The organism is Natrialba magadii ATCC 43099, from assembly GCF_000025625.1.
In the GTDB taxonomy this organism is placed as follows: Archaea; Halobacteriota; Halobacteria; order Halobacteriales; family Natrialbaceae; genus Natrialba; species Natrialba magadii.
Genome location: NC_013922.1, coordinates 3,187,638 through 3,208,995, shown reverse-complemented (window position 1 = coordinate 3,208,995; position 21,358 = coordinate 3,187,638). Strand labels below are relative to the sequence as shown.

The following is a 21,358-nucleotide window of genomic DNA, read 5'->3' as shown; positions in this document are numbered from 1 at the left end:
GCACTGTTTTGCGGATTCGGTACGATGCTCCACTATCGAATGTATCTTCCAGCCCATACCTGGCCCGACCTCGCCGACTACATCGAGTCGGAGTCGGAATCGCTCGCGGTCGTCCCGCTTGGCTCGACCGAGCAACACGGCCCACACCTGCCTGAAGGAACGGATCACATGATCGCCGAGGCGCTGGCGCGCGCCGCAACGGAGCAGACTGGCTATCTCTGCACCCCACCGATTTCGATCGGCGTCAGCTCCCACCACCGGCAGTTTCACGGCACGATGTGGGTCGATGCACCGGTCTTTCGTGACTACGTCGAGAACCTCTCGCGGAACCTCACCTATCACGGCATCGACCGCATCGTCTACGTCAACGCCCACGGCGGCAACGTTGCCCATCTCCGAGAGGTCGGCCGCCGACTTCATCAGGACGAGACCGCCTACGCCATCGAATGGATGTGGGACGAATCCATCCCCAACCTGATCGAGGAGGTCTTCGAGACGCCCGGCCCCCACGGCGGCCCCAAGGAAACGGCGATGATCATGCACATCGCGAACGAACTCGTCCGCGAGGACCGCCTCGAGGAGGCCCGCGACGGCGGCGTCGACTTCGACGGCGACGCTGCGCGCGTCCACGGCGCGACGACGTTCTACGACGCCATCGAAAACAGTCCCAACGGCGTCTTCGGCGACCAGACCGACGCCACGCCCGAAGTAGGAGAGCAACTGTTCGACGCTGCGACCGAGCAACTGGTGGCGCTACTCGAGTGGCTCGACGAACAGCCCTTCGAGGCACTCATGCCCGAGTCACACGTCGATACGCAGCCGGGAAGCGGTCGAGAAGGAGTGTAGTGGCGACGAGCGGTAACGAGGGGCTCCTTCCCTCGGACGTATATGATACCCACGCTGTCCGTCACGGCACGTACCCGAGCCAACAGCTATATATTCGGCCGGATATACCTGCCAGCAACGCGGTGCACGACGTGATTCCGACAACACTCCGTTCGGATCGACACCTGCTCGCCGTATCGTTTGCCTGCTTTGGCGTCGCGGGCGCTGCCGGGGCGACCGCCGACGGACTTGGCCTCACACTCGGAGCGACGGTGCTCGCCATCGGTGGCGTCTACACCGGTGCACGCTACGCGAATCGCATCTCGCGCCGGTCGCTCGCTATCCACGCGTTTGCACTCTGGAGTGGCTTCCTCGCCATCTCCGCGACGCACCTCGTCGGCCTGGGAACCGTCGGCGCGGTAACACCCGGGCCGGAGGGCGCGGTCGCGCTCGGGCTCACGGTGCTCACCTGGGCTACCCTGCTAACCGCCTGTGCGGCAACGACGTTCCTCGGCTTCCGAGAGTACGGCGCGACAGTCGGTGTCGACACGCCAGAAGAACAGGTGCTCGAGGGCGACACCTCGGATTACTCGACGCGGTAGCTCACTGCGATTCCTTCTCCAAGCGGGATGACGACCGTCTCGAACGCCGAATCTGCCGTCACGCGGTCGAGATAGTCCGCGATGCCGCGCGTGTGTTCGTTGCTCTCGGCTTCGATGACGCGGCGTGCCGCGTCGTCGCCGGCCTGTGCGGCCTCGACCATATCGAGCAGGTTCTCGAATTCGATAACGCTCGCCGAGATGGCGTTGTCGGCAACGATGACGCCTCCAACCGGGATTTTCGATCGAATCGCCTCGAAGGCATCTTCGTACTGGTGTTTCTGGATGTCGATCAACACCACGTCGAAGGGGCCGTCGTACCCTTTTGCGGTCTCGACCGCGTCACCGAGTTCGTACCGTGCGAGGTCGTCGTAGCCGCCTGCGGCCATGTACTCACGGGCCTGCTCGAGTTCGTCTTCGTCGACCTCGGTGAGGACGATCTCGCCGCTTCCATCGTCTGGGAGCGCGTCGGCGAACCAGTAGGCGGAGTAGCCATAGCCTGAACCGAACTCAAAGATGCGTTCGGCGTCGCTCATGCGGGCAACGAACCGAAGGAACGCGCCAACCTCCGGCCCGACGTGTGGGAATCCGTGTTCCTCGGCGAAGCGGTCCATCTCCGCCAGCGTCTCGTCGGGTTCGGGACCGACCGCGCGAACGAAACGCCTGATCTCGTCTGCGAGAACGTCGACCATAGCTGACCCCTCCCGCCGAGCCCATATCAAGGTCAGGGCGCGGTACACTCATACGGATTGCTGTACCGATGTACCGGCGCAACCGCCGCATGGGTCGTGGTTGCGCCGGGGCTGACGTACGGGAAACCGTATCAGTCCGACGCTGCGCCGGCGAGCCGTGCAATCGCCTCGGCAAGCACCCGCGTCGCCGTCGCGCAGTCGTCCCAGTCAGTCCACTCGAGTGGCGTGTGCGAGAGCCCATCTCGAGACGGCGCAAAGAGCATCCCGGCATCGGTCACCCGCGAGACGCACATCGCGTCGTGGGCCGCGCCCGAGTGCAGGATGCGCGACTCAACTGTCGTGGCATCGGCACCGGACTCGAGTGCTTCCCGGCAGCGCTTGCTCATCGGCGCTGGCGCGACATCGAGTTCGAGTTCGAAGGTGGTCTCGACCGGCCGTTCGGCTTCGATTCGTGCCAGTACCTGTTCCGCTCGCTCAAGCAGGCCAGCCATCGTCTCGCTGTCGACGTCCCGGATGTCAACGCCGAGTTCGACGCGGCCGGGGACGACGTTCGTCGCGTTTGGGGCGACGTTGCATTTGCCGACGGTTGCGACTGCTGTGCCTCCTATGGGTTCGTCTATACCGTCCGCGTCAGCGTCGCCATTGTCAGCAGCCTCACTCACACCCGCGAGCGCCGCCTCCATCCCGGCCTCCTCGAGTGCCAACGTGAACGCACTCGCAGCTGTGAACGCATCCGCCCGCTCAGCCATTCCTGTCGTCCCCGCGTGGTTCGTCTCACCGGTAAACGTCGCAGTGGCGTGCGCGATACCGGTGATCGTTGAGACGACGCCGACGGGAACGCCCGCATCCTCGAGTCGGGTGTCCTGCTCGACGTGCAGTTCGAGAAATGAGTCCCAGTCAGCGGGGTCGAGTACACCCTCGCCGCGGTAGCCGATGTTCTCGAGTGCGTCGCCCAACTGCACACCGTTGTCGTCCGTTGCGGCTAGCGCCTCCTCGACCCCAAGCTGGCCGGTCGCAACCGACGAACCAAGCAGTCCGCCACCGAAGCGGGTCCCCTCCTCCTCAGTGAAGCAAACGACGCTGATTGGCCGTTCTGGCTCGGCCTCGGCGTCCTGCAGCGCGCGGACGGACTCGAGTGCGGCGTAGACACCGAGTGGGCCGTCGAAGATGCCGCCCTCGGGAACGGAGTCGAGGTGGCTCCCGGCCGCGACGGGGGCGGCGTCGGGGTCTGCGCTCTCCGGCGTCCATGTACCAGTGATGTTGCCGACGGCGTCTATCTCGACTGCGAGCCCGGCGTCCTCGAGTCGGGAAACGAGATGATCTCTGGCCCGCCGGTTTGCCTCGGTTCCGGTGCGGACGGTTCGGCCGTGTTTTTGTCTCTGTGGCTGTGTCTGTGGCTGTGGCTGTGTCTGTGGCTGTGCCTGTGCCTGTGTCTGTGGCTGTGCCTGTTCCTGTGCCTGTGTCTGTGGCTGTGCCTGTTCCTGTGCCTGTGTCTGTGGCTGTGCCTGTTCCTGTGCCTGTGTCTGTGCCTGTGCCTGTGCCTGTGTCTGTGCCTGTGCCTGTGCCTGTTCTTGTCCCTCCCTGTCGCCGCCATCCTCGTTCGGTGTGTCTGAATCGTCGTACTCGAGTGCACCGAACGTCGCGTTCGCCTCGATGTCGGCCCGCAGCCGGTCCTGTCTCACGTCCATAGACCGTCGTTTCGAGCCCAGGCAGATACAAGTTCAGCCGCCGGCGCAGTTTGCGCCTACTCGGGGTATTCGACTGACTCGAGCGCCATCTTTTTACTCATCTCTGCGGTCAGTCTTCCCCGAGATGTCAATCGACTCCGACCCAGACGCCGATTCGACTGCAGACGAATCGCTCGCTTCGGCCGTCGAAAACCTGGTACACGAGCCGACGCAGATCCACGACGGCGGTGTCGATCTGACGGTGAGCGCGATCTACGAGGTCGCCGGCCCTGGCCAACTCGATTTCGGCGGTGACGAACTCGAAGATGCCGATCTCGAGCCGGTGCCGACGGAACTGCGAGCGCCGGACGACGAGTTCGGCTGGTGGGACCTCGGCGGCGGTCAGTACGTCGTCCAGCACAACGAGTTTCTGGGCGATCTCGAGGAACCGCTCCAGCTGCAGCCGCGAAACGAGTTGCTGGCTCGCGGCGGCTCGCATCCGACGGTGCAGGTTCGATCGCACCTGCCGTTGGTGCCGCTGTCGGTTGCCGACGGTGGGATACAAATAAAGGAGAACGCGCGCGTTTCGACGCTCGTTCGGTGACGAGCGTGCAGCGAACGAGGGGTGCGTCGGTTAGCGACCCTCGTACTCGGGCTCTCGGTCCTCGAAGAAGGCGCTCACACCCTCTGCGTGGTCGTCGGTCTGGAAGACGATCCCCTGTGCCGTCGCCTCGTCAGTCAGCGCCTGCTCGAGTGACTTGTCCAGTCCTTCGCCAATGAGCCGTTTCATGTGGCGCATCGCGACCGGCGGCCCGGCGACGATCTTCTCGACGAACTCCTCGGCGCGCTCGTCGAACTCCTCGCTCGGGTAGACGTGGTTGACCAGTCCGAGGTCGGCCGCGCGGTCCGCGCCGATGATGTCACCCGTCAGGACGAGTTCCTGTGCGACGTTTTCGCCGACGATTCGCGGGAGCAGGTACGACGTGCCAGCGTCGATGCTCAGCCCGACCTGGCGGAAGACGAAGCCGAAGGCGGCGTCTGCGGTTGCGAGCTGCATGTCACACGCGATGGCCAGGTTCGCCCCGGCACCCACGGCGGGACCGTCGACTAGCGCAATCGTCGGCAGCGGGAACGAGACGAGTCGGGCCATGAGTTGATTCGTCCGGCGCTCGAGTGCCCGCACGCGCTCGTCGAGGGGCATGTCTCCCTCCAGCCCCTCGATCATGGCCTCGATATCGCCGCCGGCGGAGAACGAACCACCCGAGCCCTCGATGACGACACAGCGGGCATCGGCATACACCTCGTCGTCTTCGATCACGTCGAGCGCCTCGGTGATTCCAGCGTTAATCTCGCGTGAGAGCGCGTTGCGACGGTCTGGCTGGTCGAGCGTGATTGTCGCGACGTGTCCGTCGTCGCTGGACTCGAGATGGACGGCCTCGCCGAGGGACATCATTCGGCCCCCGTCTCTGCGTCTGCGTCTTCATCGGCCGCTTCAGCGTCCTCCTCGCGCTCGCGGAGCTTGAACTTCTGAACCTTGCCGGTCGTCGTTCGGGGCAGTTCCTCCACGAACTCGACCTCGCGTGGGTGTTTGTACTCCGCGAGGTTGGTCAGGCAGTACTCCTTGAGATCTTCTGGGGTCGCATCGGCATCGGGCGTCGGCACGATGAACGCCTTCACCGTCTCGCCGCGCCGATCGTCCGGAATCCCCGCGACGGCGGCGTCGGCCACGTCTTCGTGCTCGAAGAGTAACTCTTCGACCTCGCGCGGGTAGACGTTGTAGCCGCCGGTGACGATCATGTGCTTCTCGCGGTCGACGACGTAGAAGAAGCCGTCCTCGTCCTGATAACCGATGTCGCCGGTGTGGAACCAGGTTCGCCCGCCCGCTTCGGTGAACGCCTCCTCGTTGGCCTCGGGCAGGCCGTAGTAGCCCTTCATCACGTTCGGTCCAGCGACGACGATCTCGCCTGTCGTCTCCGTCAGGTCGACCTCGTCTTCGTCGACTGGACCTTCCTCAACGGGGTCGACCTCCTCGAAATCGCTATCGACGACCTTCGAGTCGACGCCGGGGACCGTTTTCCCGATGCTCCCGACGCGCCGGCCCTCGATCGGACTATTGAAGTGCGTAATCGGGGCTGTCTCCGTGAGTCCGTACCCCTCGTAGACGTCGGGCTCGTAGAGTTCTTCGAACCGGCGCAGCACTTCGGTCGGGATGCCGGAACCACCGACACCACAGAGGCGAACCGAGGAGAAGTCGAATTCCTCGGCGTTGGGCTGGTTGATCACGTCGTTGTACATCGCCGGCACGCCGTGGAAAATCGTGATTCCTGCGTCCGCGACGAGCGAGACGGCGTCCTGAGCGTCCCACTTGGGCATCGGGTAGTAGCCCGCGCCGTTGAACAGTGCCCCGTTCATCGTGACGGTCATCCCGTAGATGTGGAACAGCGGGAGAACGCCCAGTTGCTTGTCGTCAGGGCGGATTCCGTCTGGGACCAGCTCCGCCGACGCCTTCGCGTTCGAGGCGAGGTTGCTGTGGGTGAGTTGGACGCCCTTCGGCTTGCCCGTCGTCCCCGACGTGTAGGGCTGGACCGCCACGTCGTCGTCCGCGCGGTCGGCGATGTCCGGCGCACCGCGCTCGAGGAACGCCGTGAACTCCGTTGCGCCCTCGGCCTCGCCGCCCACACTGACGACGTGCTCGACGCTCGTCTCGTCCTGTACTTCCGTAACGAACGGAACCAGATCTGCCAGCGTGACGACCACCTTTGCCTCGCTGTCGCCCAGCAGGTGGCTGATCTCGCGGGCCTTGTACTGCGGATTCATTGGCACGACGACCCCGCCGGCGCGCAGCGTCCCGTGGAAACCGATCAGGAACGGCGGCACGTTCGGCAGGTAGAGCGCAACCCGATCACCCTCGCCCACGCCGCGGGACTCGAGTGCAGTCGCGAAGGCTCCGGTCTGTGCCCAGAACTCCTCGTAGCTGGTGTCGTCCCCCTGAAAGCCGATCGCGGTGTTCGATCCGTGCTCCTCGACGGCCGCCGCGACGTTCGTGACGAGATTTGTCATGTACCGAGCGGTACGTTGTCGCGTGGCATAAAAAATATTTACATTGTTTAAACTGTATGGTCAGCTACCTTCCGGCGTTATGACTGCCAGTGGTGGTGGCTGGATCGCTCACAGGGGACTCCACCCCGGCACAGTCAAGCCTATTTACGTCTGTACCGCCAATCCTGGGTATCCAGAGCAATGTATCAGGACGTCCTCATCCCAACTGACGGGAGCGACGGAACTCGCCGCTCGATCGCACACGGACTCACTATCGCGGAGCAATTCGACGCACGAGTCCACGCACTCTCGGTCGTCCCGGAAGGACCGCTCGGCACGCTCGAGAGCGAGGAAGCGACGCCGACGGCGCACCACGCGGTCAACCACGTCGCCGCCGAAGCCACACACGCCGGCATCGAGGCGACAACCAGCGTCGAAAACGGCGTCCCACACGAGGTGATACTCGAGTACGCCGACGAGAACGACGTCGACATGATCGTCATGGGAACCCAGGGACGAACGGGGCTCGATCGGGTGCTGGTCGGTAGCGTCACGGAACGAGTCGTCCGCATGGCGGAGATGCCAATCGTCACGGTTCGCGCGACCGATGAAATCCAGCTCACGGACCTCGAGGACGCCGAAGCACGCGCACGCGAACGAGCTGCCGAAGAAGGCTACGCCGTCGACGCACTCGCTGCCGAACCGCGCCGAACCAGTGCCACCTGGTACTTCCAGTTCGAAACGCCGGAGGCGGACGACCCCGTTCGACTCAGCGTCGACGCCGTCTCGGGTGATGTCCGGACTGTCACGGAGCCAGCGCCGTAGCAGGGTGTTCGAGGGACTGGGACTGGGACTGGGACTGCCACCATATCCAGCGAATACCGCACAGACTAACTCTCCTCCCGAAACGGATTCGAACAGCGGCCGAACACGTTCGGATACAGTTGCTTTGTTCCTGACGGCCTGTACTCGAGTATGACTGCCGACGCGCCCACTGACGACAGTCCCGATTCCAGTTCGTCGCCGGTCGATGGTGACCCAGAGTCGGGTACAAGCGCTGGCACGGATACGACCACCGTCACCGTCCGCTGCACCGGCCACGTCAGAACCGCTCTTGGAACACACGAACTCGAGTACACCTTCCCGGGAACGCGACTTCGTGAGTTTATCGAGTCGTTCTTCGACGAGTTCGACGCGCACGACCTCGAAGAAATGTTGATCGCCGAAACAGAGGCCGACGCCACCGCACGCGGCTGGGAACCGGTCCCCGACGAACTGCCGGGAACCTGGCGCAAGAATCCAGAAGGTGAGCAGACGCGGCCCTACGCGCGGGTCTGTATCAACGGTCGGTTCAACGAACACGACGCGGGGTTCGATACGGAACTCGAAAACGGCGACCGAGTCGCGCTGGTCTACCCGTTCATGTTCTGTTGCTGATCGGTCCGGTGTCCGCCGTTCGGCGTTACTCCAAAACGACCAGCGTATCGCCCATGTCAACGCTCTGTTCTTCCTCGACGGCAATTTCGGTGACGGTGCCGCCGCGGGAGGCCACGATATCGTTCTCCATCTTCATCGCCTCGAGGACGACCAGCACGTCGCCCGCTGCGACCTCGTCACCCTCTTCGACGGCGACGTCCAGAATCGTTCCCTGCATTTCAGCGTCGACGGTCTCGCCGTCGCCAGCGATATCGTCGTCACCGCTGCTGTCGCCGCCCGCGGGCTGTGGCGGGCCGGACGCGCCGCTTGCGTCGACGTCACCGACCGGAATTGCCGGCGCGCCGTGCTCTGCGAGTTCGACCTCGAAGCGCTTGCCGTTGACTTCGACGGTGAACTCGCGTTCGACGGTCTCCTCGTCGTCGCTGGCACCGCTGCCGGTGTCGCCGCCCCACTGCTCCTGGGCTTCCTCGATCCGACTCTCGTCGAGTTCGTTGTCGAGATACTTCGTCGTGTGCGTACTCGCGACGAACTCCTCGTCGGTGAGCATCAGGCGATGGAACGGGATAATCGTCGGGATGCCCGCGATTTCGTACTCACTCAGGGCGCGCAGCGAGCGGTCGATACACTCCTCGCGGTCCTCGCCCCAGACGATCAGCTTCGCGATCATCGAGTCGTAGTCTGTGACGAGTTCGTCGCCCTGTCGGAGCGCGTCATCCATCCGGACGCCGACCCCACCTGGCGGATCGTACGTCTCGAGTGTGCCGCCGGTCGCGGGGGCGAAGTCCTCGGCCGCGTTCTCGGCGTTAATTCGGAACTCCATCGCGTGGCCGTCGATGTCCACCTCTTCCTGTGTGAAATCGACTTCCTCGCCCGCTGCGATCTGAATCTGGCGCTTGACGATGTCGATGCCCGTGATTTCCTCGGTGACCGTGTGCTCGACCTGGATCCGGGTGTTGACCTCGAGGAAGTAGAAGTTCGCGTCGGGACCGAGGGGTTCCTCGGGGCCGCGTCCGGGCTCTTCCTCGACGAGGAACTCGACGGTGCCGGCGTTGGTGTAGTCCGCGGCGGCGACCCCGCGGCGGGCGGCCTCGCCGATCTTTTCGCGCAGTTCCTCGGAGAGGGCTGCGGATGGGCCTTCCTCGATGACCTTCTGGTGGCGGCGCTGGAGTGAACAGTCGCGCTCACCGAGATGGCGGACGTTGCCGTGTCCATCCGCGAGAATCTGGATTTCGATGTGGCGGGGCTGTTCGAGGTAGCGCTCCAGATAGACAGAGTCGTTGTCGAAGTACGCCTCACCCTCGCGCTTTGCACTCTCTAACTGGTCTTCGATCTCGCTTTGGTCCCAGACGACCTTCATGCCGCGGCCACCGCCACCACCTTCGGCCTTGATGGCGATCGGGTAGCCGTGTTCGTCGCCGAAGGCAGCGACCTCGTCGGGGTCGGTGACCGGGTCCGTCGTTCCGGGGACGATCGGCACCGCTGCTTCGTCCATGATCTGGCGGGCCTTCGTCTTCTCGCCGAGCGATTCCATGGCGTCGCTGGACGGGCCGATCCAGGTGATTCCATCGGCTGCCTCGACCTTGCTCGCGAACTCCGCGTTCTCCGCGAGGAAGCCGTAGCCGGGGTGGATCGCGTCAGCGTCGGCTTTCTGTGCGGCCTCGATAACGGCCTCGTGATCGAGATACGAATCCGCCGCGCGAGCGGGACCGACGTTGTACGCCTCGTCGGCGTACCGAACGTGTCCCGAGCCCTTGTCAGCCTCAGAGTAGATTGCGACAGTCCCAACGTTCAACTCCTCGCACGCCCGCATCACGCGGACCGCGATCTCGCCGCGGTTCGCCACGAGAACCTTCCTGAACATTCCTGTGGGAACGGTTGCGGGGGCACTACCTTACTTTTTCGCAACGAGGCGAGAATCAGTTCGCCGTCGCCGAAACGCGTGTGAAGATGTGTGTCGCGGGCAGCTGGATTCAGAACCGATCCGTCCGACCCGCTGCGGTCCACGCGTCCGTCGGTGCCGACTTCGGTACACGAACGTCTGTGCCCTGCTGAGCACGTACACGGCCCGCGAACGACCAGCGCTTGCCTTCCCACGTCTCCTCCGTCTGGGCCGCCGCTGCAGCGGCCGCTTGGGCCTGATCGTGGAGGTGTGCGCCAATCGCAGCCACGATAGCCGCCGCCTCCTCGTCGTCCGCATTGGCCGGTAACTCGAGTGCAACACCAGACGGAAGCGGACCGTCGCTCGCCGACGGCGACGGTGAGTTGGCTTCGGAGGAGTCGTCCTCCGCCGGAGCCTGTGTAACGGCGTCGCCGGTTTCGGCGTCGGGGTGCTGTGCGGTCATGTTAGAGTGGGATGTTGCCGTGTTTCTTGTCCGGATTCTGTTCGCGCTTGGTTTCCAGCATCTCGAGGTCGGCGATCAGGCGTGGGCGAGTTTCGGTCGGGACGATCACGTCGTCGAGGAAGCCTTTGTCCGTCGCGGTGTAGGGGTTTGCGAACTCCTCGCGGTACTCCTCGATGAGTTCCTCGCGGAGTTCGTCGGGATTGTCCGCTTCGGCGAGTTCCTCGCGGTAGAGGATGTTGACTGCGCCCTTCGGTCCCATGACGGCGATTTCGGCTGTCGGCCAGGCGTAGTTGACGTCCGCGCCGAGGTTCTTCGAGGCCATGACACAGTAGGCGCCGCCGTAGGCCTTCCGGGTGATCACCGTCAGGAGCGGGACGGTTGCCTCCGCGTACGCGTAGAGGAGCTTTGCGCCGTGGCGGATGATTCCGCGGTGTTCCTGCTCCGTTCCGGGCATGTAGCCGGGCACGTCGACGAAGGTAACGATCGGGATGTTGAACGAGTCGCAGAAGCGCACGAAGCGCGAGGCCTTCATCGAGGCGTCGACGGTGAGCGTGCCGGCGTTGACCCGCGGCTGGTTGGCCACGAGGCCGACGGAGCGACCGTCGAGGCGACCGAAGCCGACGACGATGTTCTGGGCGAAGTTTTCGGCGACTTCGAAGAACGAACCCTCGTCGACGACGGAGTCGATCACGTTCGTCATGTCGTAGGGCTTCTGTGGATTGTCCGGCACGATCGACGTCAGCGCGTCGTCGCGTCGGTCTGGATCGTCCCACGGGTCGACCCGCGGCGGGTCCTCGACGTTGTTCTGCGGGAGATACGAGAGAAGCCGCTTGATGTCGTCCAGTGCCTGTTCTTCCGACTCGCAGGCGAACTGGGCGACGCCGGTCTTGTCTGCGTGAGTCATCGCCCCACCGAGTTCCTCGTGAGTGACGTCCTCACCGGTGACGGTCTTGGTGACGCCAGGTCCGGTGATGTACATGTGGCTCGTGTCCTTCACCATGAAGATGAAGTCCGTAATTGCGGGCGAGTACACCGCACCGCCGGCACACGGCCCCATCGTCGCGGAAACCTGGGGAATAACACCGCTTGCCTCCTGATTCCGGCGGAAGATTTCGGTGTAGCCGGCGAGGCTCTTGACACCCTCCTGAATGCGGGCACCAGCGGAGTCGTTGAGGCCGATGACAGGTGCGCCGACCTCCATCGCCATATCCATGACCTTACAGACCTTCTCGGCGAAGACTTCGCCGAGCGAGCCGCCGAAGACGGTGAAGTCGTGTGCGAAGACGAAGACGGTTCGGCCGTTTACCTCGCCGTAGCCGGTGACGACACCGTCGCCCCGAACCTTCTTTTCGTCCATGCCGAACTGCCGGGTCTGGTGGGTCCGGAGTTGGTCGAATTCGGTGAACGTGCCCTCGTCGAGGAAGTAGTCGACCCGCTCGCGGGCGGTCATCTTCCCCTTGTCGTGTTGCTTCTCGATTCGTTCCTCGCCACCGCCGAGGCGTGCCTCCTCGCGCAACTCCTCGAGTTCGTCGATTCGCTCGTCCATCGTCATGCAGGAAACACCCCGCTCAGATTCATACGCCGTTGTGTGCGGACCAATAGGAAAAGGATTCCGTAACTCCATCACGATTAATAGACGACATATTGACAGGTAATGATACTCACGGAAAGTTATATATAAGTCCTATTTAAACAGCGTAGTCATGGCACAACGTGAGACATGGGCAACGAGAACAGGGTTTATCCTTGCTGCTGTCGGCAGCGCAGTTGGCCTTGGTAATATCTGGCGATTCCCGTTCGTCACCGGCGAAGGTGGCGGTGCAGCATTCTTGCTGGTGTACCTGTTGTTCGTCGCACTGATCGGGTTCCCAGCAATCCTGGCCGAATTCGTCGTCGGCCGGCGGACTGACCGGAACCCGGTCGGTGCGCTCAAAGCGTACGGTGGCGGCGCCTGGAAGTACGTCGGCGGTATCTTCATCGCAACTGGATTCATCATCCTCTCGTACTACAGCGTCATCGGCGGCTGGTTCATCCGCTACGCAATTGAAGGCTTCCGCGGCGACTACGCCAGCCACATCGCAGCGTACGAGGGCGATCCGGAGATTATGTTCGGTGCGCTGTCGACCGGACTCGACGCCTTCATCCTGCACACCGTCTTCATGGCGATCACGGTCGGCATCGTCGCCCTTGGCATCCGCCAGGGTATCGAACTCGCCGTGAAGGTGATGGTCCCCGCGATTATACTCCTGCTAGTTGGTCTTGCCATCTGGGCGTTCACGCTGCCCGAATCCGGTGGCGGGTACGAGTACTACCTCTCGCCGGACTTCAGCGTCATCGCTGCGAACTGGGCCGAACTCCTGCCGGCCGCCGCCGGACAGGCGTTCTTCACACTCTCGCTCGGAATGGGTGTGATGATTACCTACGCCTCCTACCTCGGTGAAGACCGAAACCTCACCAGGGACGGCATCACCATCATCGGCTTCGACACCGGGATCGCGTTCCTCACCGGCCTCGTCGTCTTCCCGATCATGTGGGCCGGCGCACTCACTGAACCCGGTTCCGGTGGTCCCGGCGAAATCTTCGTCGCAATGACCCAGGCGTTCGCGGACGTTTCGGGCGGGCAGTTCCTCGGCCTGATCTTCTTCGCGACGGTCGCAATCGCGGCCATCTCGAGTGCAATCTCGTTGCTCGAGGTTGTCACGTCCTACGCGATCGACGAGATCGGTATCGAGCGCTGGAAGGCTGCGATCGGAATGGGTGGTGTCATCTACCTCCTCGGCGTTCCGGTCACCTACGACCTGATCTTCCTCGACCTGCTCGACTACTTCGCCGACGCAATCCTGCTCGTCTTCGGTGCGCTCATGCTGACGATCCTCGTCGGCTGGATCGCTCCGCAGGCTGCCGTCGATGAACTCGAGAAGGGGATCGGCAACCTCGGAACGCTCGGCCAGGTCTGGATCTGGGCGCTCCGGATCCCGATCGTCATCGTGTTGATCATCTCGCTGTACCTGGGGGTCGTCGAGTACGTCGACTTCCTCACCGGTGACTTCGCCGGGTGGCTCGACGAAAACCTGTAACGTCGGTAATCGCTTGCTGACTTTTTTGCGGGCGGCTCGATGCTGGCCCAGAGACGATAGTAACAACTGCAACTAGTTACACACTGATCGCCGAGCAGGCTGGCGATCAGGTGTGCAGTGACTTGCAGTGGCTACTATAGTAGTCACTGACTTTCGGTGGCGACGATAGCCAGCGCTGCCTGAATCGCATCGGGCAAAATCACCCGTCAGCTTCGATGAGGCATCGTGTCGGCCACCTAAACTCTTTTATATGATGGCTGTGACCATATACCATGGTTTGGGAACTCAACCGAAGACGGGTGCTCAGTGGTGTCGGTGCAGCAGGAATTGCAGGTCTTGCAGGCTGTATCGGAGACGAAGAGGAGGTTACCGAGGGAGGACCAGATGTCCTGAACATCATCGGCTATCCCGAAAGCGGGATACAGATCTTCCGCGATTACTACTCGAACTTCGACGATGGAACAGATATTATCGTTCCAGACGGGCTCCAGGACGACGATCTGCCGGGAGAGGTCGGCAACGACATGGACAACGTCCTCGGAACCGCACCTGCCTCAGAGGGGCCAAACGAGGCCGCCTTCGAGGACCTGTACGAAGACGAGTTCGACTCCTCACCAGGCGTTTTCAACTCTCACACGTTCGACGCGGTCGCGGTCTGCATCCTCGCGAACATTGCCGCCGGCGACAACGACGGAGAAGCGGTCCGTGACCAGATGCGCCGCGTCGCAAATCCCGGCGGGGACGAGTACGGACCCGGCGAACTGCAAGAAGCCGCCGAGGCCGCTGCTGATGGCGATGAAATCTCCTACCAGGGCGCCTCGAGTGGCGTCAACTTCGACGACGTCGGCGATCCCGCGGACGCAGGCTACGACGTCTGGGAGTTCGGAGATGATGGGACCGAGACGATCGACACAATCGCCTTCGAGGGCGACGACCCAGATGGCGAGATGGCAGACGACTCGCCGGGCGGCACGGATCGCGAGGTCATGGTCGCGATGTTGCTCCCCGAAACGGGGGACCTGGGTGAGCTCGGAAGCCCGATGATTCAGGCCGGCGAACTCGCAGCCGACCAGTTCGAGGGGACGAGCTTCGAAATCGACCTCGCGATCGAAGACACCGAAACTGACGAAGACACAACACTCTCGAACGGCGGGGCGCTCATCGACGCTGGCTACCCGGCCATCATCGGTGCCGCATCGTCCGGGAACTCCGTCCCGCTCGTCGGCGAGACCAGCGGTGCGAACGTCGTCCAATGCTCACCTGCGAGTACGGCACTCTCGCTATCGAACGTCGAAGACGACGGCTACTTCTTCCGAACTGCACCGAGTGACCTCCTGCAGGGACAGGTCATGGCCGAAGTGGCCGCTGATCGACTCGATGGCGAGACCGCTGCGACGCTGTACGTCAACAACGACTACGGACAGCAGCTCTCAGAGCAATTCATCGACTCGTTCGCCGACGATCAGGGCGGCGAGGAACTCAACACGGTCTCGTTCGAAGCCGAGCAGGGTTCCTACACCGGCGAACTCGAGTCCGCGCTCGCTGAGTAGACACGGCAGTAGCCGGCTACCCGGCCCGTCTCGCAACAGCACTTTCTCACCGCGATGTTCCACAGCAGCGGAGAGACGGGGCTCTTCAGCCATCACCACGGTGACTCCACACATCACGGCAAAAACCGAGGCCGTGCCGAGGTCCGGGTCCGGGTCCGGGCCCGGGCTCAGCCGCCCAGGAACTGCTGGCGGACTTCCTCGTCGTGTAACAGCGCGTCGCCGTCGTCGACGTACCGGTTCTGTCCCTGGACAAGCACGTAGCCTCGATCACAGCGACGGAGCGCTTCCTTCGCGTTCTGTTCGACGACGAGCACCGCCGTTCCGGCCTCGTTAATCGCGTCGACGTGGTCGAACATCTCGTCGACCAGATCGGGTGCCAGCCCCGCGCTTGGCTCGTCGAGCAACAGCAGATCCGGATCGAGCATCAGCGCCCGTCCCATCGCGACCATCTGCTGTTGGCCGCCGCTCATCGATCCCGCCTTCTGGTCGCGACGCTCGCGCAAAATTGGGAACTGATCGAAGACGTCCTGCAGCGCCTCCTCGGGCACCTCGTCGAGGATGTACGCGCCCATCTCGAGGTTCTCCTGGACCGTCAACGACGGGAAGACGTTCTCCGTCTGGGGGACGTAGCCAATTCCCTTGTGGATGATCTCGTCCGGCGAGCGACCTGTGATGTCCTCACCGTTGAACTCCACGGCACCACCCATGAACGTCGTCAATCCGAAGACGGATTTCATCGCCGTCGACTTGCCGGCCCCGTTCGGGCCGACGATAACGACGTACTCGTCTGCTTCGACCTCGAGATCCACGTCGCTCAGGATCTGCAAATCACCGTAGCCCGCATCGAGTCCCGCTACGTCGAGCATCGCCATCAGACCTCACCTCCGAGGTAGGCTTCGATCACCTGCTCGTTCGAGGTCACCTGTCCGGGCGCGCCCTCTGCCAGCACCGATCCCTGGTGCATGACGATCACGTGCTCGCAGTGTTCCATGATCAGATCCATGTCGTGTTCGACGATCAAGAACGTGTACCCCTCCGCTCGCAACTCGTGGATGTGCTCGAGTAGCTTCCGTTCGAGCGTCGGGTTGACCCCCGCGAACGGTTCATCGAGTAACAACATCTCCGGTTCGGTCATCAGCGCCCGCGCCATCTCGAGGAGCTTTCGCTGGCCACCCGAGAGGTTACCCGCCTTTTCCTCTGCAATGTGCTCGATTTCGAAGAACTCGAGTGTGTCCCAGACGCGCTCGAGGAGTTCGCGTTCCTGTTCTTCGACCTCGCGTCTGGCGAGTGGCATGACGGAGCGCCAGAGGGCTTCGCCCTGTTGCTGTCTCGCCGGGAGCATGAGGTTCTCGAGGACGGTCATGTTGGCCATCTCGCGAGCGATCTGGAAGGTACGGACGAGGCCGTAGTCGGCACACTCGTAGGGTGCGATGCCGGTGATGTCCTGTCCCTGGAACGCGACGGAGCCCTCGTCCGGCTGGTGGATGCCGGTGATACAGTGGAACGTCGTCGACTTACCGGCGCCGTTGGGGCCGATAAGCCCGGTGATTGACCCGGATTCGACCTCGAAGGACGCCCCGTCGACGGCCGTGATGCCGCCGAAGCGTTTGACGAGACCGTCGACGGCGAGTTCGATTTCGCCGGTACGGTCGACTGCAGACGGTGCAATGGCGTCCGCGTCGATTGGTGCATCGGACGACGTCTCCGCCGTGTCGGCTGCTGTGCCCGGTTCGGTTGACTGGACGTCGGTCGAGCTATCACTCATTGTGTCTCACCGTCGGTGACTGAGTCATCGGTTTGATCGGTGCTGCCACTGCTTTCATTACTACTCTCGCTGGTGCCGGCCTGCGTCCGGGCCCCGTCAGCGTCGATACCGCCGTCAGTCTGCTGGTCGGAGTCGTCGTGCTGGTCGCGGGTTTGGCTGTGGGCGAATCCGCTATCGGAGCCGTTGCCACCGCCGCCACCGCCACCGCCACCGCCACCGCTCCCGCCGCCAGCCGCGCTCGGGCGTGCCCCAAGCGGGATGGCGGCCGCTGTTTCCTCACGATGGCCAAGTAACCCGTCTGGCCGACGTTGCATCAGGAGAATCAGCGCGACCCCCATGATGACGAACTGTAGCGTCAGGAACTCGGCGAAGGTGTACCGGACCAGCGGAACCGGATTTGCAGAGAGGAGCGGGCCAACAGCACCTGCAAACGTATTCGGCGCATCACCGACCGCAACCAGCTGGTCGATCACCCGGCGGAGGTACTGTGGACCCTCGAAGAGGACAGCCACGAACAGGCCCGAGCCGAGGATGCTCCCGGTGTTCGAGCCTGCACCACCGATGATCAGCGCGATCCAGATGTAGAAGGTGACGTGCGGGCGGAACGCCTCGGGCGTCACGCCAGTTCGGCGGAACCGCCAGAGGATGCCGGCGAGCCCCATCAGCGCACAGCCGAGCACGAACACCTTGATTTTGAACATGTTCGTATTCTTTCCGAGCGATTGGGCCGCTTCCTCGTCCTCACGGATCGCCTTGAGCACACGGCCAAACGGCGACCGGCTCGTGCGCTGGATGAGCCAGTAGATGCCGGCAAGCACGATCACGAGCACGATGGAGTATGCGAGCGCCCGTGCCTGCGTCGGCCCGAAGCCGAACAGGCTGTTCGTCAGGTTGACGAACGAGGAAAAGATCTCGAGCTGGAAGATGACGTTCATCGGGTCGTCGTAGTTTCGGATGAGCCCACGACCCCCGCCAGTACCGAGTTCCGCACCGAGGATCGTGAACTGTTGCAGCGCGTCCGACGTGACCCCGAGACGAACGATTTCTGCAAACGCGATCGTCGTAATCGCGAAGTAGTCGGCTCGCAACCGCAACGCGGGCAGTGCGACGACGAGGCCGGCCAGTCCGGCCGCAACGACGCCACCGATGATTGCGATCGGCATCGGCAGCCCGAGACCGGAGTACTGGGCTGCCCCACCTGGATCGACTGGTTTCGCCAGCATCATGGTGACGTACAGGCCGATCGCCATGAAGCCGGCAACGCCGATGTTGAACAGACCGGTGTATCCCCAGTGAAGGTTCAACGCGAGCGTGACCATCCCGTAGACCGCGATCAGATACGTCATCCGCCGGAGGGTGTTGATGATACCGTCGAGCGAGTAGCCGAGGATCAACCCGATCAGGGCGTAGACGATGTAGATCGCACCGATGACGGCGATGATCTTGATCGCGTCGTGTTCCCACAGCGATTCCAGTTGTGTGCGTCTGTCTGCGTGTGCTGTCGAACTCATGCTGTCGTCTTCCCTCCAAAGAGCCCGGATGGTTTGATCAACAGAACCAGGATCATCATCAGGAACGCCGTGATGGTCGTAAAGTCACCGCCGGGGAGCCAGATCATCGACATGTGCATACTGACACCGATGACGAGCCCACCGACGATCGCACCGTAGATCGAGCCAATCCCGCCGAGGATCACCGCAGCGAAGATTAACAACAGGAGCAGCCAGCCGAACTGCCAGTCGATCGTCCCCGTCCACAGCACCATCAGGTATCCCGCACTGCCAGCGAGTCCACCGCCGATCATCCAGGTCCAGCGGATCACGCGCTCGGTTGGAATCCCCGTCACGAGCGCCAGATCCTTGTTGTCGGACATCGCCCGCATCGCCTTCCCCAGCTTCGTCCGCTGGAGCATCAGGTGGACTCCGAGCATCAACACCACGGCCGCTCCGATCAACGTCCCGTCGTGGGCGTCCAGCGACACGTAGCCGTCGACAAGTAACAGGTCGGCCGAGGGCACACTCGCCGTCGTTCCCCGGGACTGACTCGAGTAGACGAACATGATGATGTATCGGAGCGCGAACGCGACACCGATACTGGTGATTAACAGCGGGATACCACCGGCACCGCGCATCGGCTTGTACGCCAGGCGATCGATCAGCACCACGAACAGTGCGGTACCGACCCCGGCAAGGAGTAGTCCGCCGAATATTGCGATCGGCGTCGACGTGACCGAGATGCCCAGTTGCGGGCCACCGAGACCACGTTGTGGTCCGACCAGCGCCAGGTGACCAATACTCGCCGCACCCCAGCCCGCGATGAGATACGTGCCACCCCAGCCGATGAACGCGCCCGCGGTGATGGTATCTCCGTGGGCGAAGTTGGCGAAGTTGAGGATGCTGTAGGTCATCGAGAGCCCGATGCCAGCAAGCCCCATAATCAATCCGTAGAGGATTCCTTCCATCACGTACCTGCCGATACGCGAGATACTGTACGAGCCGTCAAGGACGCCGAGGACGAGATCTCCCACCAGAAGTACGACACCGATGCCAACGGCAATTAGCAGGATCTGCTCCGTTGACAGACTCCTTCCCCGTGTAACGACGTCATCTACAGTCGACATTCATACCCTCCGTTGTGCCACTGTTTCCCATGACGCCATGATATATGTTATGGTGCACCATTCGCTGCGTGCTATCACTCGATGTTGTTAGAGTATTTAAATTTTGTATGTCCGAGACAGGACAAAGATGAACAGGAGTGACCGCTTTCTCTGGCGCAGTCAATGGCTCACAGACGGCATCTCCTGGCAGGATATCCGCCAGTCGAGCGATGGCTCAACTGCGATGAAAACAAAACAGTGCCCACAGCGTGACCACCTGCTACCGAAGCAGTCGTGGCTTACCCGACTGATTCGCCTTCGTCCGGGAGCCGAACCGTCGCAATCTCATCCCGATCACCGAGTACGCGAAACACGATACTCGCACTGTCGTGGACGAACTGCAGGTCGATCGTCGTCACATCTGCCGTGAATGATGTCTCCGCGTCAGAGACACCCTGCGACGGCGGTTCGAAATCGTACTCCTCGGAAGCGACTCGTGTGGACGCGACAATCGCTTCGTCCTCGTCGTAGATCGTCGCGTCGAGTCCACCCGCTCCGTCGTCTGTCTCGGAGACTGCAAGCCTGTATGTCTGTCGTGGCATAGTCGGCCTTCGCCAAATCGTATGATGGGACTGGGGCCTGCGCACGCATGCGTAGCGCAGTCGCGCGTCACCGTCACACCGCTGTCCGGCGCGTCACCGTCACACCGCTGTCCGGCGCGCCACCGTCACACCGCTGTCCGGCGCACCACCGTCACACCGCTGTCCGGCGCGCCACCGTCACACCGCTGTCCGGCGCACCACCGTCACACAGACTCGTACGGTCCGAGCCGCGTCCCATCGAGTAAATACGCTTCACCGCCGCACACACCATCAGGGAGGAACGGCGACAGAAACGACTGGCCCGTAACGTTCACCCAGGTCCCCCCCACCAGCTCGTTGAACGCCGGCACCACGACCACCTTCGGCGGTTCGACATCATCGTCCATTACCCACGCCGGCAGCGCGTCACGGTCGAGTCCGGGGTGCTCTCGAAACACCGTCGGATTAGCCTGGCCGCGCAACCAGACTCGTTCGACACGACTCCCGCCAACTTCGTCCTCAACGCGCACGCACGGGTGCTCGTGCCCGAGACAGAGCACGTCGGACTCGAGTACCGCCAGTGATGGCCAGGTGTGGCCGTGGCAAACGCCGACCGAGCCGTCGCCGAGGGCAATTCCGTCGCCGGGGGTGATGGTGAGTGAGGTCGGCGATGGTGGTGGCGCGGATGCCGATGCCGGTTCCGCTGCTGCCGACCCGTTCACATCCGCATCCAGCCACGTCTCGATCGCCCCATCGTGATTCCCCTTAACAACCGTCACATCCAGTGACCGGAGCGGGTCGGATTCGAAGAGGTACTCGAGTTCACCTCGCTCTGCACCACCTGGGTCACCGATGGAATGCATGAGGTCGCCGAGGACAACGAGATGGTCGGGGTTGGTGCGTTCGATGAGAGAGAAGAGTCGCTCGCGGCGCTCGGCGGCGTTGCTGGGGACGTCGACGCCGCGTTCGTAGCGGAGGCCGGCCTCGTAGCCGGCGTGGTAGTCGGCGATGAGGAGGGCGCGTTCGGGTGCCTGCGGAGAGTCCGACGTGTCCCCGGATTCGAGGTCGAGCGTCGCAATTGCAGCGGGTTCGCCGGGCACTGGTTCGACCCGCGGGCCAGTGGAGGGGGTGGGAGTAGAACCGAGATCAGAGCAGGAACCGGAGCCAGAGCGGGGAGCAGGCATC

Annotated in this window: 20 protein-coding genes; 7 read left to right on the top strand and 13 right to left on the bottom strand. The window is 63.0% G+C overall.

Going from position 1 to position 21,358, the window contains the following annotated elements:
• Positions 1 to 39 precede the first annotated feature (39 nt).
• Entirely contained in the window at positions 40 to 846 is an 807-nt protein-coding gene (locus tag NMAG_RS14970) for a creatininase family protein (protein ID WP_081446730.1), read from the top strand.
• Between the two features lie 122 nt (positions 847 to 968).
• Complete coding sequence (locus NMAG_RS14965; RefSeq protein WP_004214623.1) at positions 969 to 1,427, top strand: hypothetical protein; 459 nt, start codon at positions 969 to 971, stop codon at positions 1,425 to 1,427.
• On the opposite strand, the gene NMAG_RS14960 is transcribed toward NMAG_RS14965, so the two are convergent.
• Positions 1,412 to 2,116 (bottom strand): O-methyltransferase, encoded by a 705-nt coding sequence (locus tag NMAG_RS14960; protein WP_004214624.1) that lies wholly within the window; start codon positions 2,114 to 2,116, stop codon positions 1,412 to 1,414. The two genes, NMAG_RS14965 and NMAG_RS14960, sit on opposite strands and share 16 nt — an antisense overlap.
• Before the next feature lie 131 nt (positions 2,117 to 2,247).
• Complete coding sequence (locus tag NMAG_RS14955; RefSeq protein ID WP_004214625.1) at positions 2,248 to 3,804, bottom strand: M20 family metallo-hydrolase; 1,557 nt, start codon at positions 3,802 to 3,804, stop codon at positions 2,248 to 2,250.
• Positions 3,805 to 3,928: 124 nt separating this feature from the next.
• Between NMAG_RS14955 and NMAG_RS14950 the strand changes: the two genes are divergently transcribed.
• Positions 3,929 to 4,387, top strand: coding sequence for a dCTP deaminase/dUTPase family protein (locus NMAG_RS14950; RefSeq protein WP_004214626.1), 459 nt, complete (start codon positions 3,929 to 3,931; stop codon positions 4,385 to 4,387).
• Between the two features lie 30 nt (positions 4,388 to 4,417).
• Here NMAG_RS14950 and NMAG_RS14945 read toward each other — a convergent pair whose 3' ends face one another.
• Both NMAG_RS14945 and NMAG_RS14940 read right to left on the bottom strand, forming a co-directional pair.
• The gene (locus NMAG_RS14945; RefSeq protein ID WP_049916191.1) at positions 4,418 to 5,233 is read right to left on the bottom strand and encodes an enoyl-CoA hydratase/isomerase family protein; all 816 of its coding nucleotides are present in this window, start codon (positions 5,231 to 5,233) and stop codon (positions 4,418 to 4,420) included.
• The gene (locus tag NMAG_RS14940; protein ID WP_004214628.1) at positions 5,233 to 6,843 is read right to left on the bottom strand and encodes a long-chain-fatty-acid--CoA ligase; all 1,611 of its coding nucleotides are present in this window, start codon (positions 6,841 to 6,843) and stop codon (positions 5,233 to 5,235) included. The genes NMAG_RS14945 and NMAG_RS14940 overlap by 1 nt, the downstream gene beginning before the upstream one ends.
• A 180-nt stretch (positions 6,844 to 7,023) precedes the next feature.
• Between NMAG_RS14940 and NMAG_RS14935 the strand changes: the two genes are divergently transcribed.
• Both NMAG_RS14935 and NMAG_RS14930 read left to right on the top strand, forming a co-directional pair.
• The gene (locus NMAG_RS14935; protein ID WP_004214629.1) at positions 7,024 to 7,647 is read left to right on the top strand and encodes a universal stress protein; all 624 of its coding nucleotides are present in this window, start codon (positions 7,024 to 7,026) and stop codon (positions 7,645 to 7,647) included.
• A gap of 150 nt (positions 7,648 to 7,797) precedes the next feature.
• Complete coding sequence (locus NMAG_RS14930) at positions 7,798 to 8,259, top strand: hypothetical protein (RefSeq protein ID WP_004214630.1); 462 nt, start codon at positions 7,798 to 7,800, stop codon at positions 8,257 to 8,259.
• Positions 8,260 to 8,284: 25 nt separating this feature from the next.
• Here NMAG_RS14930 and NMAG_RS14925 read toward each other — a convergent pair whose 3' ends face one another.
• The 3 genes from NMAG_RS14925 to NMAG_RS14915 form a co-directional block, all read right to left on the bottom strand.
• Complete coding sequence (locus NMAG_RS14925) at positions 8,285 to 10,120, bottom strand: acetyl-CoA carboxylase biotin carboxylase subunit (RefSeq protein WP_004214632.1); 1,836 nt, start codon at positions 10,118 to 10,120, stop codon at positions 8,285 to 8,287.
• Between the two features lie 109 nt (positions 10,121 to 10,229).
• A complete protein-coding gene (locus NMAG_RS14920; RefSeq protein WP_004214633.1) occupies positions 10,230 to 10,601 on the bottom strand; it encodes a hypothetical protein in 372 nt (123 codons plus the stop codon).
• 1 nt (position 10,602) lies between these two features.
• Positions 10,603 to 12,147, bottom strand: coding sequence for an acyl-CoA carboxylase subunit beta (locus NMAG_RS14915; protein ID WP_004214635.1), 1,545 nt, complete (start codon positions 12,145 to 12,147; stop codon positions 10,603 to 10,605).
• Positions 12,148 to 12,304: 157 nt separating this feature from the next.
• On the opposite strand from NMAG_RS14915, the gene NMAG_RS14910 reads away from it, so the two are divergent.
• Positions 12,305 to 13,678, top strand: a complete 1,374-nt coding sequence (locus NMAG_RS14910; protein ID WP_004214636.1) for a sodium-dependent transporter — start codon at positions 12,305 to 12,307, stop codon at positions 13,676 to 13,678.
• Positions 13,679 to 13,950: 272 nt separating this feature from the next.
• On the top strand, positions 13,951 to 15,228 hold the full coding sequence (locus NMAG_RS14905; protein ID WP_012996780.1) for an ABC transporter substrate-binding protein: 1,278 nt from the start codon (positions 13,951 to 13,953) through the stop codon (positions 15,226 to 15,228).
• 167 nt (positions 15,229 to 15,395) lie between these two features.
• Here NMAG_RS14905 and NMAG_RS14900 read toward each other — a convergent pair whose 3' ends face one another.
• The 6 genes from NMAG_RS14900 to NMAG_RS14875 all read right to left on the bottom strand — a co-directional run bounded on the left by NMAG_RS14900 (position 15,396) and on the right by NMAG_RS14875 (position 21,357).
• Positions 15,396 to 16,100, bottom strand: a complete 705-nt coding sequence (locus tag NMAG_RS14900) for an ABC transporter ATP-binding protein (protein WP_004214639.1) — start codon at positions 16,098 to 16,100, stop codon at positions 15,396 to 15,398.
• On the bottom strand, positions 16,100 to 16,993 hold the full coding sequence (locus NMAG_RS14895; protein WP_004214640.1) for an ABC transporter ATP-binding protein: 894 nt from the start codon (positions 16,991 to 16,993) through the stop codon (positions 16,100 to 16,102). Before NMAG_RS14895 ends, NMAG_RS14900 begins: the two co-directional genes overlap by 1 nt.
• Complete coding sequence (locus tag NMAG_RS14890; RefSeq protein WP_004214641.1) at positions 16,990 to 18,504, bottom strand: branched-chain amino acid ABC transporter permease; 1,515 nt, start codon at positions 18,502 to 18,504, stop codon at positions 16,990 to 16,992. Before NMAG_RS14890 ends, NMAG_RS14895 begins: the two co-directional genes overlap by 4 nt.
• Positions 18,501 to 19,613 (bottom strand): branched-chain amino acid ABC transporter permease, encoded by a 1,113-nt coding sequence (locus tag NMAG_RS14885; protein ID WP_004214642.1) that lies wholly within the window; start codon positions 19,611 to 19,613, stop codon positions 18,501 to 18,503. Before NMAG_RS14885 ends, NMAG_RS14890 begins: the two co-directional genes overlap by 4 nt.
• 278 nt (positions 19,614 to 19,891) lie before the next feature.
• The gene (locus tag NMAG_RS14880) at positions 19,892 to 20,194 is read right to left on the bottom strand and encodes a hypothetical protein (protein WP_004214643.1); all 303 of its coding nucleotides are present in this window, start codon (positions 20,192 to 20,194) and stop codon (positions 19,892 to 19,894) included.
• 203 nt (positions 20,195 to 20,397) lie between these two features.
• On the bottom strand, positions 20,398 to 21,357 hold the full coding sequence (locus tag NMAG_RS14875) for a metallophosphoesterase (protein WP_012996779.1): 960 nt from the start codon (positions 21,355 to 21,357) through the stop codon (positions 20,398 to 20,400).
• Position 21,358 lies beyond the last annotated feature (1 nt).